This window comes from Pseudoduganella sp. jia 9, assembly GCF_055502615.1.
Genome location: NZ_JBUPWE010000002.1, coordinates 345,515 through 361,139 on the forward strand (window position 1 = coordinate 345,515; position 15,625 = coordinate 361,139).

Genomic DNA, 15,625 nt, shown 5'->3' on the forward strand with positions numbered 1-15,625 from the left:
CGACCGTGCCCCTGATTGCGCTGCGCGATATCCGCAAGCGCTACGGCGGCAACGGCGGCGCGCCCGCCACCGAGGTGCTGCGCGGCATATCGCTGGATATCCACGCCGGTGAATTCGTCGCCATCGTCGGCCAGTCCGGTTCCGGCAAGTCGACCCTGATGAACCTGATCGGCTGCCTGGACCGGCCCAGCGAGGGCAGCTACCGCTTCGACGGCGCCGACGTGGCCGCGATGGACAGCGACAGCCTGGCCTGGCTGCGGCGCGAGGCCTTCGGTTTCGTGTTCCAGGGCTATCACCTGATCCCCACGGATTCGGCGCGCGAGAACGTCGAACTGCCGGCGCTGTATGCCGGCACGCCCGAGCCGCAGCGGCAGGCCCGCGCCGCCGCGCTGCTGGAGCGGCTGGGCATGGGCCAGCGGCTGGATCACCGGCCGGGCCAGCTGTCCGGCGGCCAGCAGCAGCGCGTGTCGATCGCGCGTGCGCTGATGAACGGCGGGCGCATCGTGCTGGCCGACGAACCGACCGGCGCGCTCGACTCGGCCAGCGGCGCCGAAGTGATCCGGCTGCTGCACGAACTGGCCGACGCCGGGCACACCGTCATCCTGATCACGCACGATGCCGGGGTCGCCCGCCAGGCGCGGCGGGTGATCGAGATCCGCGACGGCGAAATCGTGGCCGATACGGCTGCCGCGTGCAGCGGCGGCGCGCAGCGCGCGGGCGGCTCGCCTGCCCCGCCCGCGGCGCATCCGCCCGGCCTTGTTCCGGCACCCGCGGCCCCATGGTGGGAAGACGCCCGCCAGGCGGCCCGCGCCGCGTGGCGCATGATGTGGGTGAACCGCTTCCGCACCGCGCTGACCCTGCTCGGCATCGTGATCGGCGTGGCATCGGTGATCGCCATGCTGGCCGTCGGCATGGGCGCGCGCCAGCGCGTGGTGGCCCAGTTGGGCGCATTCGGCTCGAACCTGATGTACATGTCGTCGATCGGCGCCAGCTCGCGCATTCCCGGCCGCAGCATCACGCTGGCCGACCTGGAAGCGGTGGCCGGCGTGCCGAACGTGGTACACGTGCTGCCCAACGTCACCGGCAACCAGGTGGTCCGCCATGGCAACCGCGACGTCAGCACCTATGTGCGCGGCAGCGGCGCGGCGCTGCCGGCGATCCAGACCTGGCCGGTGGCGCGCGGCGGCTTCTTCACGGCGCAGGACGACGCCGAGCTGGCCAACGTCGCCATCCTCGGCCACAAGCTGGCGCGCGAGCTGATGCCGGACGTCGCCGATCCCGTCGGCGAGATCGTCCTGATCGGCAAGCTGCCGCTGCAGGTGATCGGCGTGATGTCCGAAAAGGGCGCGCTGACCGGCGACCGCGACGAGGACAACCTCTTGATCATGCCCTTCTCCACCGCCGGCCTGAAGGTGTTCGGCCAGCGCGAACCCACGTACACCGTGATGGCGGTGCGCGACGTGGCCCGCGTCGAACAGACCCAGGCCGCGGTCGAGGCACTGATGCTGGAGCGCCACGGCATCCGGGACTTCAGCATCGGCAATGCCGCCGCGTCGATCGCCGCCGAGGCGAAGACCAGCGACACGATGACGATGATGCTTGGCCTGATCGCCGCGATCTCGCTGGTGGTTGGCGGCATCGGCGTGATGAACGTGATGCTGATGACGGTGCGCGAGCGCACCCGCGAGATCGGCATCCGCATGGCCACCGGCGCGCGCCGCCGCGATATCCTGCGCCAGTTCGTCACCGAGGCCATGCTGCTGTCGATGACGGGCGGCGCGGCCGGCGTGGCGCTCGGCCTGGCGATCGCGCTGGTGCTGCAGTGGAGCGGCGTGCCGGTGGTGCTGTCCGCCGCCGCGGCGGCCGGCTCGTTCGCCTGCGCGCTGGCCACCGGCCTGGTGTTCGGCTACATGCCGGCCCGCACCGCCGCCGGGCTCGACCCGGTGCAAGCCCTGAACCCGCAATGACCATCATTCAATGGAGACTGCCGTGCCGGAAAAACTGCTGTTTGCGGAACTGCTCAATGCCCGCATGCGCCCCACCACGGCGCGGATCGCCGTGCTGGAATTGCTGGAGCGCAGCCCCGCGCCGCTGCACGCGGACGACGTGTTCCGCCACCTCGGCAGCGAGGGCGGCGGCCTGGCGCTCGGCACCGTCTACCGCGCGCTGCGCGACCTGGCCGACGGCCGGCTGGTCCAGCGCGACTGGCACGAGGAACCGTGCGGCAGCCGCAAGGCCAGCTACCGGCTGCGCCGCGCCTGCGACGCGCGGCACGGCGTGGAACTGGTCTGCATGGCCTGCGGCCGGGCGGTGCACCTGCCGGACGCCGGCCTGCACCGCCAGCTCGCGCAGGCCGCCGCCGCCGGCGGCATGGCCCTGGCGCATTCGCCACTGGTGCTCCGCCTGGAGCAATGCGGCTGCGTGGCGGCCGATGCGGACCGCACGCCGGCCCCACCGTGCGGCGGCGGCACGGAAAACTGATACTTTTTCGCGTGCCGGCTGGCAGGTGGATAAAACCCGTCACTGAAAGGAAGTTGTCGATGCCTCCCCTCCACCTGCCGCAACGCGCCTTGCCCGCGCTGCTGCTGGCGTGCGCCGCCCTGGCCCACGCTCCCCTTGTTTGCGCCGCCGACGGCGCGCAGGCGTTCCACGTGCCGGCCGGCCCGCTGGGCCGCGCGCTGTCCACCGTGGCGCTGAATGCCGGCCTGCCGCTGTCGTTCGATCCCGCCCTGGTGCAGGGCATGACCAGCCCGGCGCTGGACGGCGCGATGACGCCGCGCGCGGCGCTCGATCGCCTGCTGGCCGGCAGCGGCCTGGCCGTGGTCCAGCGCGCCGACGGCACACTGGCGCTGGCGAAGGCCGCGCCGCCTGCCGCGTCCGCGCCCGCACCCGCGGCGCCGGCGCCCGCGGCCGCACCGGTGCCGCCGGCCGCCGCGACGATGCAGCAGGTCGAGGTGATCGGCGAATTCGATGGCGACAACCCGGACGATCCGCGCAGCGCCAGCCGCTCGCGCGGCGCCACGCGGCTTAACCTGAGCCTGCGCGAGACGCCGCAATCGGTCAGCATCATCGGCCGCCAGCGCATCGAGGACCAGCGCCTCGTCACCGTGCAGGACGTCATCAGCCAGACCACCGGCATCACGCTGGACCATGCCTCCACCACCCGCGAGGGCGACCAGATCTACGCGCGCGGTTTCGCGGTCGACACCTTCCTGGTCGATGGCGTGCCGGCCAGCCGGCTGCTCGAACCGACCGATTTCGATACCGCCATCTACGAACGCATCGAGGTGCTGCGCGGCGCCTCGGGCCTGGTCAGCGGCACCGGCAACCCGGCTGCCGCCGTCAACATGGTGCGCAAGCGGCCCACTGCCGATACGCGCATCGTGGCCGAGGCGCAGGCCGGATCGTGGGACCGGTACCGCGCCGAGCTCGATGCCAGCGGCACGCTGGCCAACGGCCTGCGCGGGCGGGTGGTGGCGGCACGCCAGGAGCAGAAATCGTTCGTCGACCGTTTCTCGCAGGGCAAGAACCTGTTGTACGGCATCGTCGAGGCCGACCTGGGCCCGGCCACGCTGCTGACGGCGGGCTTCTCGTGGCAGGACGACAAGCTCGATGGCGCCAGCCGCCGCTTCCCGTCGTTCTACGCCGACGGCAGCCGCACCGAGCTGCCCCGCTCCACCAACAGCGCCGCCGCGTTCTCGTACTACGACCGCAGGCAGAGCGACGTCTTCGCGAGCCTGCAGCACGAGTTCGGCAACGAATGGACGAGCAAGCTGACCCTGAGCCGCCAGGCCAACCAGTACGACGCCGTACAGGCCTACGCGATGCGCGGCTACCTCGACCGCCTGACGGGCGGCGGGCTGTCGCTGTGGATCACGCGCTGGAACTCGATGCCCGTCAACCTCACGGCGGACGCCTACGCCAGCGGCCCGTTCACGCTGTTCGGCCGGCGCCATGAAGCCGTGTTCGGCGCCACCACGTCGCGCGTGCGCCTGAAGGGCACGCTGTATCCCGCATGGATCCTGCCCGGCTACGATGGCACGGTCCCGAATTTCTACACGTGGAACGGCAATTCGCCGACGCCCGTCTACGACGGCACGGAGACCGGCACGATCATGGAACAGGAACGCCAGACCGCCGCCTACGGCACGCTGCGCCTGCGGCCGATGGACCGGCTGCAGGTGATTGCCGGCGCGCGCGTGGTCGACTGGAAGCGCGATACCGAGGAAGTGACGTTCGGCGGCGGCACGCTGTCCGATCATTTCGACAAGAGCGGCCAGGTGGTGCCCTATGCCGGCGTGACGTGGGAACTGGACCGGCACTGGTCCGCCTACGCCAGCTACACCAGCATTTTCTCGCCGCAGACCTACCGCGACCGCAATAACCGGCTGCTCGATCCGCTGGAAGGCAACAACGGCGAAGTCGGCCTGAAGGGATCGTTCTACGGCGGCCTGCTGAACGCCACGGCGGCCGTGTTCCGCATGCGCCAGGACAATCTCGCCGAGCTCGATAGCGACGAGTTCCTGCTGCCCGACGGCAGCAATGCCTATCACACGGTCAACGGCGCCACCGCACGCGGCGTGGAGCTGGAACTGAACGGCCAGCTGCGGCCGGGCTGGCAGATGACCGCCGGCTACTCCCACGCGAAGGTGGAAGACCCCGCCGGCCGGCGCCTGCAGACGGGCCAGCCGCGCAACAACGTCAAGCTGTGGTCGACCTACGACTGGCGCGACTGGACGGTTGGCGGCGGCGTCAACTGGCAGAGCGACGTGTACCAGGACAACGCCGGGCCGAACGGCGAGCGCTTCGACCAGCCGGCCTACACGCTGGTGAGCCTGATGGCGCGCTGGCGCCTCGATGCGAACACCACGGCCACCGTCAATGTCAACAACGTGTTCGACAAGCGCTACTACTCGTCGGCCAGCGGCGGCTTCTACGGCGACCCGGCCAACGTGATGGTGTCGCTGGCCTACCGGTTCCGCTGACCTGGCACCGGCGCAGCGTGAAGCCTCGCCCCCTCACTTCGCGTTGCGCTTCTCCCATTCCTTCGACTCGGTGGCGATCTTGTCCTTGCAGGCCTTGCGATCGTTCCAGTCCACGTGCTTGTCGCAGGACCGTTCCGTATCGTGCGGCAGGTACTTGCAGCCGGCCAGGCCAAGCGCGAGGGCGATGAGGAAGATGGTTTTACTCACTTGCGGGGTCTCCGTTATTTCTTGACGATGCGGTGGTGGATATCGTTGACGGCCAGCAGCGCAGCCGTCGAAAAGAACTTGTGGTACTCGGCCACCATCTCTCCCTGGACGATGACGGGGTCGGTGGCGACCAGCGCCCTGGCTTCATCGATGCTCGCGGTGGCGAACACGAACATGCCGCGCAGGTCGTCGACACCGTCCAGCGGTCCTGCCACGACGAGTTTTTTCTCCTTTGCCAGCCGCTCCATGTTGGCGAAGTGGCCGGCGAACATCGTGTCCCGCCCAGCCCCTTTCGGCACCGGCTTCGGGCCGGTCTTCAGCAGCACCAGCACGTAGGGACGCATGCCCTGCTCGCTGGCGCCGAGCGACTGCGCCAGCGCGGCGTCGTATGCCGGGGCCGCCGCGGGCGCGTCCTGCGCGTGCGCGGGCAGGTGCAGCAGGGCCGCCGCGACCAGCGGCAGCGGAATCAGGCTATGCAGTCTCGACATCGCAGACCTCCCCGGGTAATAATCAGCATGTTGACACAAGCATAAAATCAGCGCAACGCGCGGTGGGCGCCACGGTGCCATCGCAGTACTATCGCAGTACCATCGCGCATCCGAACCGCGCCCTTCCCTGGAGACCCGATGCACCGTCCGACGTCCTGCCTGCCCGCCCTGCTGCTGGCGCTTGCCCTCCCTGCCGCCGCCGGCAATGACAATGCCAATGCGCATGCCAATGCCGATGCCGATGCTCATCCCCATGCCGGCCAGCCGATCGCGCAGCGCTTCAACGCCGATCCGTCGCCCCACTACTTCGACACGCCGGCCGGCGGCAAGTTCTACCTGTACGCCACCGACGACGCCAGCAATTCCGGCAAGTACTGGGATTCGACGACGTGGCGCCTGTACACCTCGCCGGACATGAACACGTGGACCGATGCCGGCATCCCGCTCGACGTCAAGGTGTTCAAATGGGCGCGGCCCGATGCCAAGGCATGGGCGCCGGAAGCGGCGCAGCGCAACGGAAAGTTCTACTTCTACGCACCGGTGGGCGGCGACAGGATCGGCGTGGCGGTATCGGACCGGCCGGACGGCGGCTTCGCCGATGCCCGCACCACGCCGCTGGTCGACAAGGCGCGCGACGCCAACGCCGGCGACGAGCCGATCGACCCGGCCGTGTTCGTCGACAAGGATGGCCAGGCCTACCTGTACTTCGGCACCCGCGTGCCGAAAGTGGTGAAGCTGAAGGCCGACATGATCACGCTGGACGGCCCGATCCTGGACGTGGCGATCGCCGGGCTGCCTCCGCTGGGCAAGACCGAGAAAGCCGACAAGGCGAACAGGACGGGCAGGAAGGCCTATGGCGAAGCGCCCTTCCTGCATGAGCGTGACGGCACCTACTACTTCACTTTCTCGACCGGCTGGCCCGGCCAGATCGTCTACGCCACCGGGACTTCGCCGCTCGGCCCGTTCACCTACCGGGGCGTGGTGCTCGACTACCTGAAGATCTCGACGAACCACCAGGCCATCCTCGCGCACGCCGGCAAGAGCTGGCTGTTCTACCATGACCAGCTGCTGCCGGGCGGCGGCAGCCACCGGCGCTCGATCGCCATCGCACCGCTGGAGTACGGGGCCGATGGGAGCATCCGGCAGGTGCCGCTGGTGACGCGGTAGAGGCGGCCGCCGCTCGCCGATCACATCGTTGAGTTTCTAGTCGCGCTCGCCAACGCCGCGGCACCGATCCTCTATCATGGCGCACTAGCGACACGGAGGATGCATGCACAATCGACGGACCCTGTTGAAATCGCTCGGCATCGGCGCACTGGCCGTCCCGGTGGCGGCGGCGCGCGCCGCCACGGCGCCATGCGCCGCGCCGCAAGCGATCGCGCCGGCGACCGGCGCCGAACGCCAACGCAAGGCGGACCTGGGCAACGGCACGTTCCTCAACCCGATCCTGGCGGGTGACCATCCCGATCCATCGATCCTGAAGGACGGCAAGGATTACTATCTGACCTGCTCGACATTCGACGCCTACCCGGGTTTGCTGATCTGGCACAGCCGGGATCTCGTCAACTGGACACCGCTGGCACCCGCGCTGACCCGCAACATCGGCTCGGTGTGGGCACCTGAACTCTGCAAGCACGACGGGCGCTTCTACCTTTACATCCCTACCCGCAAAACAGCCGCGCCGGGCTCCCGCAATACCTCCTGGGTGATCTGGGCCGACCGGATCGAGGGGCCGTGGTCGGACCCGGTCGACCTGAACCTGCCCGACCATATCGACCCCGGCCACGCCGTAGGGGAGGATGGCTCGCGCTGGCTGTTCCTGTCGAACGGTGACCGGGTACGACTGGCCGCCGACGGCTTGAGCACGATGGGCAAGCCGGAGCATATCTACGATCCCTGGCGCTTCCCGGACGAGTGGGACAGCGAAGGCTTCTCGCCCGAGGGACCGAAGATCACCCGGCACGGCGGCTGGTTCTACATGATCCTTGCCATCGGCGGCACCGCCGGGCCGCAAACCGGCCACATGGTGATCGCGGCCCGCTCGAAGTCCATCCATGGCCCATGGCAGCACCATCCCCGCAATCCGCTGGTACGGACAGCATCGAAAGACGAGAAATGGTGGTCGCGCGGGCATGCCACCCTGGTGGAGGGACCGGCTGGCGACTGGTGGTCTGTCTATCACGGCTACGAGAACGGCTTCTGGACGCTGGGCCGCCAGGCCTTGCTGGCGCCCGTGCGCTGGACCGCCGACGGCTGGCTGGAATTCGGTGGCGGAGACTTGTCGCGCGCCCTGCCGACACCGAAAGGCGGCACGGCAGGCCCGCACGGGCTGGCATTGTCGGACGACTTCGCCACCGACAAGTACGGAACGGCCTGGGCTTTCTTCAATCCCGCCGCTGACGAGGCAAGGCGCCTGAGCCGCAAGAATGGCGTGCTGCACATGGCGGCGCGCGGCACCGCACCGTCCGACTCATCCCCACTGTTGCTGACCGCCGGCGACACCGACTATGAGTTCCAGTGCGAGATCGAGGTGGATCCCGGCGCTCGTGCCGGCCTGCTGCTGTTCTACGACCAGAAACTGTACTGCGGCGTGAGCTTCGACGCCAGCCGCTTCATCGGTCACAAGTATGGCATCGAGCACAGCCGCTATCCGAACCCGTACGGCCGGCGCATGTTCATCCGCGTCCGTAACAAGGAGCACATCGTGCGTGTGCACGTGTCCACCGACGGCACGAACTGGCGGCGTTTCGAGCGTTCATTCGAAGTGTCCGGCTACCACCACAATGTGCGCGGCGGCTTCATGGCGCTGAAACCGGGCCTGTTCGTATCGGGCACCGGCGAGGCGCGGTTCCGCGATTTCCGTTACCAGGTGCCGCTGCCGGGGGAGTAAGCTGCGAAGCGTGTTTCGGGCAGGAGCAGCCATCAACGGCGTTTCAACTCGATCCCATGGGCAGCCGCCTGCGCGAGCGACGGCGAAGCCTTGCCGCGCATCTCGGCGCGCGCATGCCTCATCACGGTTCGTGACGCGGTAATGCCGAGCACTCCCATCACGCATGCGACGACGATATCCGGCCAGCCCGACCCTGTGCCAAACACGCCCAGGGCGGCCAGCATCACCGCCGCATTGCCGATGGCATCGTTGCGGGAACACAGCCACACGGAGCGCATGTCGGCGTCGCCATTCCGGTACGCGTACAGCAACAGGGCCACGAAGAGATTCGCGGCCAGCGCCAGGGCGCCGATCGTTCCCATCGCCGCTGCGGCCGGGACGGTCCCGTTCACGATATTCCAGCCTGCCGCCAGCAGGACGAACACGCCGTATCCGCCCATCGTCGCACCCTTCACCAGGGCGGTGCGCGAACGCCATGCCGGCGCCAGGCCCAGCACGAACAATGAAACGCCGTAGTTTGCCGCGTCGCCGAAGAAATCCACCGCGTCTGCAAGCAGGGAGACGGATCCGGACCTGATGCCGCCGAAGAACCGGCGTGGCGGGACGGAGCCTGACGCCGCATTCCGCCAGCCGTCCCCTGTTACGCCAGCGCTGAATCCAATTCGCCCTGCGCTGAGATTTCCTCGTTTGTCGTGATCCCTGCCGTCGGCGACGATGGCGGCACGACATGAACAACCGGAGACTCAAATGTTACTGAAAGATCGCGTGGCAATCGTGACCGGCGGCGCCGGCATCAACGGACTGGGTTTTGCGACGGCGCGCATGCTGGCCGCCCATGGCGCAAGCGTGGTGATCCTCGACCTGGCCGGCGCCAATCCGGCCGGCGCGGCGGCCGAACTGGGGCCGCGGCACCTCGGCGTGGTGGCCGACGTGACGAACAGGGAACAGTGCGAAGCGGCCGCGCAGGCCGCGCTGGAACGCTTTGGCCGCATCGACATCCTGTTCGCCAACGCCGGCATCACGCAGCCGCGCAAGACGCTGGACATATCGGCCGCCGACTACGACGCCGTGCTCGACGTGAGCCTGCGCGGCACGCTGCTGATGGCACAGGCCGTGCTGCCGGCCATGCAGGCGCAGAAACAGGGCAGCATCGTCTGCACCTCGTCGGTCTCGGCGCAGCGCGGCGGCGGCATCCTCGGCGGCCCCCACTACTCGGCAGCCAAGGCCGGCGTGCTCGGCCTGATGCGGGCGATGGCGCGCGAATTCGGGCCGGACGGCATCCGCGTCAACGCCATCACGCCCGGGCTCATCGCCACCGATATCATCAAGGGCAAGCTGACGGAGGAACGCAAGGGCGAGATCGCCACGGACATCCCGCTGGCCCGGCTGGGCAGGGCCGACGACATCGCCGGTGCCGTCGTCTTCCTGGCCAGCGACCTGTCGGCCTACTGCACCGGCGTGACGCTGGACGTCAACGGCGGCATGCTGATCCACTGATCCTTCACGCTCCGGTGGCGGCCGCGCCGCCATCGGTGACGAATCCCCGTATCCAGTCCGCCACCGTGCGCACCGCCTGCAGGCTCTCGCGGCTCTTCGGCACGGCGATATAGTGCCCGGTGGCCTCGATGGCCAGTTCGCCGAACGGGCACACCAGGCGCCCCTCCTTCAGGTAATCCTGCACCAGCACCGTGCTCTCGATGCACATGCCCAGGCCATTCTCGGCCGCACCCAGCGTCATGAACGCGCGGTCCAGCCGCAGCCCGCGCACGGGGTGGCGGCATTCGGGCGCGAAGCGCGCGATCCACTCGTCCCACGAGGTCAGCGACACATCGTTCTGGATCAGATAGAAGTTCTCGATATCGCCCGGCGGCAGCGGCAGCGTCCAGCCATCGACCAGCGCCGGGCTGCAGACGGGCAAATAGCGCTCGTGCCGCGACACCGGCTCCACGTGCACGCCGGCCGAGGCGGTGGGCCGGCCGTACAGCACGGCCACGTCGACGCCGCTGCTGGAAAAGTCGGGCGGCTGGTGCACGGCCCACAGCCGTACGTCGATCTCCGGATGGGCGCGCAGGAACGCCGGCAGCTGCGGCATCACCCAGATCGCCGCGAAGCTGGGCGCGCACTGGATCGTCACCACCTGCTGCTTGCTGCCGCGGTCGAGGATCGTGCGCAGTTCGTCGTCGATGTCGCCGAACGAGCGGCGGATCACTTCATACAGCCGGGCGCCCTCTTCCGTGGGCTCGACGCCGCGCCGGGCCCGCTCGAACAGCAGCGTGCCGAGCGCTTCCTCCAGGGTCTGGATCGAATGGCTGACGGCCGAAGCCGTGATCGACAGTTCCTGCGCCGCGGCGGCGAAGGAACGGTGCATGTAGGCGGCCTCGAAAGCCTGCAAGCCCTTGAGGGATGCCTTGCGCAGGGCGCGGTATCGCTGAACTGGTTTCATCTATCGCCAAGAATTACTCGCTATACGGTGGGTCTTTCAATTCTTACACTGGTTTCGTGACAAGACCAATGATTCGCAACCGGAGACACAGCAATGAAACTCGATTCACCAGACATCGACCGGGCAGGCCAGGACACCGCCGGCCGGCTGCGCGCCCTGAACAGCGCCGCCTACCGCATCCGCCGTTTCGCGCTGCGGATGGGCGAAGTGCAGGGCCAGGGCTATGTGGGCCAGGCGCTCGGCATGGCCGACATCCTCGCCGTGGCCTACCGCCATGCGCTGCATTATCGTGCCGATGAGCCGGAATGGGAAGGCCGCGACCGATTCCTGCTGTCGCACGGCCATTACGCGATTGCGCTGTATGCCGCCCTGCTGGAGGCCGGCATCCTGCCGGAAGCCGAGCTGGAAACCTATGGCAGCGACGACAGCCGGCTGCCGATGTCCGGCATGGCCACCTACACACCAGGCATGGAGATCTCGGGCGGCTCGCTGGGCCAGGGCCTGACGATCGCGGTCGGCATGGCGCTGGGCCTGCGCCAGAAGAACAACCCCGCCTTCGTCTACAACTCGATGTCGGACGGGGAGCTCGACGAGGGCTCGACGTGGGAAGCGGCACTGTCCGCCGCGCACTTCGGGCTGGGCAACCTGATCACGCTGGTGGACATCAACAACCAGCAGGCCGACGGGCCGTCCAGCAAGATCCTCGGCTTCGAACCGCTGGCGCAGAAGTGGGAAGCGTTCGGCTGGCACGTGCAGCGCGCCAGCGGCAACGACATGGCCGCCGTGCTGGCCGCCTTCGATGCGGCGCGCAACCATCCGGACCCGCAGCCCCGCGTGATCCTGTTCGATACGCTGATGGGTTCCGGCGTGCCCTTCCTGGAACAGCGCGACAAGAACCATTTCATCCGTGTCGAAGCCGACGAATGGCAGCAGGCCATCGCCATCCTCGATCAGAAACAGAACCAGGCAGGAGACCAGCAATGAATGCCCCAATCAGCAAGCCAATCAGCAAGCCACCCGGCAAACCACGCCTGACCACGTCGGCGATGATCGCCTCCATTGCCAGCGAGGGCCAGCGCACCGTCGCCGCGCCGTTCGGCAACGCGCTGGTGGCACTGGCCGCGCGCCGGCCCGACATCGTCGGCATGAGCGCCGACCTGGCGAAATACACGGACCTGCACCTGTTCGCCAAAGAGTACCCTGAACGGTTCTTCCAGATGGGCATGGCCGAGCAGCTGCTGATGGGTGCCGCCGGCGGCATGGCCAAGGAAGGCTTTACGCCGTTCGTCACCACCTATGCGGTGTTCGCGTCGCGCCGGGCGTACGATTTCATCCACCAGGTGATCGCCGAGGAAAACCTCAATGTCAAGATCGCCTGCGCGCTGCCCGGGCTGACCACCGGCTACGGCCCCAGCCACCAGGCCACCGAGGATATCGCCATCTTCCGCGGCGTGCCGGGACTGACGATCGTCGATCCCTGCGATGCGCTCGATACCGAGCAGGCAACGGTCGCCATTGCCGAGCACCAGGGACCGGTCTACATGCGGCTGCTGCGCGGGAAGGTGCCGCTGGTGCTGGACGAGTACGACTACAAGTTCGAACTGGGCAAGGCCAAGCTGCTGCGCGACGGGCGCGAGGTGCTGGTGATCTCCAGCGGCATCATGACGATGCGCGCACTGGAGGCGGCGCAGGCGCTGAAGGACGATAATGTCGGCGTCGCGGTACTGCACGTGCCGACCATCAAGCCGCTCGACATCGAAACGATCGTGCGCGAAGCGTCGCGCGGCGGGCGCCTGGTGGTGGTGGCCGAGAACCACTCGGTGGTGGGCGGCCTGGGCGAGGCGGTGGCGGGCACGCTGCTGCGCGCCGGCGTGGCGCCGGCGTTCCGGCAGATTGCCCTGCCGGATGCCTTCCTCGATGCCGGCGCGCTGCCCACGCTGCACGACCGCTACGGCATCTCGACGGAAGCGATGGTGGCCAGCATCCGCTCCTGGCTGCGCTGAGCGCGCACGGCCGAGGGCACCGGGCAGCAATGCCCCGCATGCGCAAGGAGGCGGCAAGACCTCCGCGCGATGACAGAACAATCTGGAGACACGCATGAAAACACCGATCGTCACACCCGCGGCAGGTGCCGCCTATCACTCCGGCGTCGCCGACGTCGAAACCCGGGCCTACGCGAAAGTCACGCGCCGGCTCGTGCCGTTCCTGATGCTGTGCTACCTGGGCGCCTACCTGGACCGCGTCAACGTCGGCTTCGCCAAGCTGCAGATGCTGTCCGACCTGCAGTGGAGCGATACCGTCTACGGCCTGGGCGCCGGCGTCTTCTTCATCGGCTACTTCCTGTTCGAAGTGCCGAGCAACATGATCCTGCACCGCTTCGGCGCGCGCCGCTGGCTGGCGCGCATCATGATCACCTGGGCCATGATTTCCGCCAGCTTTGCCTTTGTCAGTTCGCCGACGATGTTCTACGTGCTGCGCTTCCTGCTCGGCGTGGCCGAGGCGGGTTTTGCGCCCGGGGTCATCCTGTACATCACCTACTGGTTCCCGTCGGCACGGCGCGCCAAGGTCATGGGGCTGTTCTTCATGGCGATCCCGCTGGCCTCCATCGTCGGCGCGCCGCTGTCGGGCTGGATCATGGAAGCGTTTGCCGGCGTGCACGGCCTGCGCGGCTGGCAGTGGCTGTTCGCGCTGGAAGCGATTCCGTCGCTGATCCTCGGCGTCACGATCCTGTTCTACCTCGACGACAGCATCGCCGCGGCGAAGTGGCTGTCGCCGGAGGAAAAGGCCGTCCTGCAGCGCAATATCGCCGCGGAAAACGACGGCAAGGTGGCGCACCAGACCATCCGCGAGTTCCTGGCCGACCGGCGCCTTTGGCTGCTGACCGGCATCTACTTCTGCATCGTCATGGGACAGTACGGGCTGACGTTCTGGCTGCCGACGATCGTGCGCAACGCCGGCGCGAGCGGGCTGTGGGAAGTCGGCATGCTGGCCGCGATCCCGTATGGCGTGGCGCTGGTCTGCCTGCCGCTGGTCGGCCGGAACTCGGACCGCACCCGGGCCCGCCGGCTGCACTGCGGGGTGCCGATGCTGGCGGCCGCCGCGGCCCTGTTCGCCCTGCCATTCACCGACGGGATCGGCACGGCGCTGGCCCTGCTCAGCGTGGCCGCGGCGGGCGCGCTGTGCGGCACATCGCAGTTCTGGGCGCTGCCGACCGCCTTCCTGGGCGGCATGGCGGCGGCCGCCGGGATCGCCACTATCAACTGCATCGCCAACCTGGCCGGCTTCTTCTCGCCGTCGCTGGTAGGCTGGCTCAACGACTTCACCGGCAAGCAGGGCGCCGGCCTGATGCTCACCTCCGGCATGCTGCTGCTCGGCGCCTGCCTGATCGTCCTGCTGCCGAAGCACGCCGTCGACCGCTGACCGCTTGCCGGGCATTACCCGGCAAGTTCTCCCTTCCTGTTTCATCCACGATGCCGGCCCGGCCAGGGACCGGCACGTCCATAAAAACCCGGAGACACCATGCAACGCAAGCTCGCCTGGGGCGCCTGCGCCCTCGCCTGCGGCACCGCCGCGGCCCAATCGAATGTCAATGTGTACGGCCTGGTCGACATGAACGTCGGCGTCATTTCCGATGCCGCCGCCAATGGCGGCAACACGGTACGCGTCAATTCCGGCGGCATGAACACCTCGCGCCTCGGCTTCACCGGCAGCGAGGACCTGGGCGGCGGCCTGAAGGCGCTGTTCCAGCTCGAGATGGGCATCGCCGCCGATACCGGCGTGGCCGACACGCCGCTGTTCAAGCGCCAGGCCACCGTGGGCCTGGAAGGCCGCTGGGGCACGCTGCTGCTGGGCCGCGCATTCACCACCGTCTACGACTTCGTGCTGCCCTACGATCCGATGGGCTACGCGCCACAGTACTCGTGGGCGCCGGCCGGCAACGCCAGCGGCGCCAGCAAGTACGGCATGGCGTTCGCGTTCGACAACCTGGTCAAGTACCACGGCAGGGCCGGCAACTGGAGCTACGGTGCCAGCTATGGCGCCGGGGAACGGTCATCGGCCGGCGACGGCGCGAAAGGCGCGGTGGCCGTCAACTACGCGAGCGGGCCATGGTCGGCGATGGCCGCGTACGAGCGGATCAACGGCGTGCGCGATGCCGCGACCGGCACACGCGGCGATACCACGGCATGGCACCTCGGCGCGATGGTCTCGGCCGGCAAGGTGAAGCTGCAGGCGGCAATGCGCGACTACCGGCAGGAAGCGGCGGGCATGCCGGAGCTGCGGGCTCGCTTGTATTGGGCGGGAACGAACGTGTCGGTGACGCCGGTGGTGACACTGGCCGGCGTGGTGTACTACCAGGATGTGCGGCACGGGGCGGTCGAGGCGGACCCGGTGATGGTCGTCGGCCGGGTGCGCTATGAGCTGTCGCGCCGCACCGACCTGTATGTCACCGCCGCGTACGCGAAGGCGAAACACGGGCAGCTGGTCGGCCTCGCGCGGGACGAGGCCGGATTCGGCAGCCGGCAGAAAAGCGTGCTGGCGGGGATCCAGCACAGGTTCTGAAGTACCCGCTGTGCGTGGCCCGGCAGTGCCGCTGGCGCCGGGTGCTCCCGGA

Annotated in this window: 14 protein-coding genes; 10 read left to right on the forward strand and 4 right to left on the reverse strand. The window is 68.4% G+C overall.

Annotation, left to right across the window (positions count from 1 at the left end):
• Positions 1–5: 5 nt before the first annotated feature.
• Genes ACY34H_RS03130 through ACY34H_RS03140 form a run of 3 tightly spaced genes read left to right on the forward strand, consistent with a single transcriptional unit; the run spans position 6 to position 4,985 of the window.
• Positions 6–1,967 carry a MacB family efflux pump subunit gene (locus ACY34H_RS03130; RefSeq protein ID WP_464976023.1) on the forward strand — a complete coding sequence of 654 codons (1,962 nt, stop codon included), beginning with the start codon at positions 6–8 and terminating at the stop codon, positions 1,965–1,967.
• 22 nt (positions 1,968–1,989) lie between these two features.
• Positions 1,990–2,481, forward strand: a complete 492-nt coding sequence (locus ACY34H_RS03135) for a Fur family transcriptional regulator (protein WP_464976024.1) — start codon at positions 1,990–1,992, stop codon at positions 2,479–2,481.
• Positions 2,482–2,540: 59 nt separating this feature from the next.
• Complete coding sequence (locus ACY34H_RS03140; protein ID WP_464976025.1) at positions 2,541–4,985, forward strand: TonB-dependent siderophore receptor; 2,445 nt, start codon at positions 2,541–2,543, stop codon at positions 4,983–4,985.
• A gap of 33 nt (positions 4,986–5,018) precedes the next feature.
• Here ACY34H_RS03140 and ACY34H_RS03145 read toward each other — a convergent pair whose 3' ends face one another.
• Positions 5,019–5,192 (reverse strand): hypothetical protein, encoded by a 174-nt coding sequence (locus ACY34H_RS03145; protein WP_464976026.1) that lies wholly within the window; start codon positions 5,190–5,192, stop codon positions 5,019–5,021.
• A 14-nt stretch (positions 5,193–5,206) separates the two neighbouring features.
• Entirely contained in the window at positions 5,207–5,680 is a 474-nt protein-coding gene (locus ACY34H_RS03150) for a YciI family protein (RefSeq protein WP_464976027.1), read from the reverse strand.
• Positions 5,681–5,818: 138 nt separating this feature from the next.
• Here ACY34H_RS03150 and ACY34H_RS03155 point away from each other — a divergent pair, with 138 nt between their 5' ends.
• Together ACY34H_RS03155 and ACY34H_RS03160 are read left to right on the forward strand one after the other, a co-directional pair.
• Positions 5,819–6,847, forward strand: coding sequence for a family 43 glycosylhydrolase (locus ACY34H_RS03155; RefSeq protein ID WP_464976028.1), 1,029 nt, complete (start codon positions 5,819–5,821; stop codon positions 6,845–6,847).
• 103 nt (positions 6,848–6,950) lie between these two features.
• On the forward strand, positions 6,951–8,570 hold the full coding sequence (locus ACY34H_RS03160) for a family 43 glycosylhydrolase (protein ID WP_464976029.1): 1,620 nt from the start codon (positions 6,951–6,953) through the stop codon (positions 8,568–8,570).
• Positions 8,571–8,602: 32 nt separating this feature from the next.
• Here the strand turns inward: ACY34H_RS03160 and ACY34H_RS03165 are convergent, their stop codons facing one another.
• Positions 8,603–9,286, reverse strand: coding sequence for a cation efflux transmembrane domain-containing protein (locus ACY34H_RS03165; RefSeq protein ID WP_464976076.1), 684 nt, complete (start codon positions 9,284–9,286; stop codon positions 8,603–8,605).
• A gap of 31 nt (positions 9,287–9,317) precedes the next feature.
• On the opposite strand from ACY34H_RS03165, the gene ACY34H_RS03170 reads away from it, so the two are divergent.
• Positions 9,318–10,067, forward strand: coding sequence for an SDR family NAD(P)-dependent oxidoreductase (locus tag ACY34H_RS03170; RefSeq protein WP_464976030.1), 750 nt, complete (start codon positions 9,318–9,320; stop codon positions 10,065–10,067).
• Between the two features lie 4 nt (positions 10,068–10,071).
• On the opposite strand, the gene ACY34H_RS03175 is transcribed toward ACY34H_RS03170, so the two are convergent.
• A complete protein-coding gene (locus ACY34H_RS03175) occupies positions 10,072–11,013 on the reverse strand; it encodes a LysR substrate-binding domain-containing protein (protein ID WP_464976031.1) in 942 nt (313 codons plus the stop codon).
• Positions 11,014–11,106: 93 nt separating this feature from the next.
• On the opposite strand from ACY34H_RS03175, the gene ACY34H_RS03180 reads away from it, so the two are divergent.
• From ACY34H_RS03180 to ACY34H_RS03195, 4 genes are all read left to right on the forward strand, one after another.
• Entirely contained in the window at positions 11,107–11,997 is an 891-nt protein-coding gene (locus ACY34H_RS03180; protein WP_464976032.1) for a transketolase, read from the forward strand.
• Positions 11,994–13,016 carry a transketolase family protein gene (locus ACY34H_RS03185; protein ID WP_464976033.1) on the forward strand — a complete coding sequence of 341 codons (1,023 nt, stop codon included), beginning with the start codon at positions 11,994–11,996 and terminating at the stop codon, positions 13,014–13,016. The genes ACY34H_RS03180 and ACY34H_RS03185 overlap by 4 nt, the downstream gene beginning before the upstream one ends.
• Before the next feature lie 94 nt (positions 13,017–13,110).
• Entirely contained in the window at positions 13,111–14,433 is a 1,323-nt protein-coding gene (locus tag ACY34H_RS03190) for an MFS transporter (protein ID WP_464976034.1), read from the forward strand.
• A 99-nt stretch (positions 14,434–14,532) separates the two neighbouring features.
• Complete coding sequence (locus tag ACY34H_RS03195; protein WP_464976035.1) at positions 14,533–15,573, forward strand: porin; 1,041 nt, start codon at positions 14,533–14,535, stop codon at positions 15,571–15,573.
• The last annotated feature ends 52 nt before the right edge of the window (positions 15,574–15,625 follow it).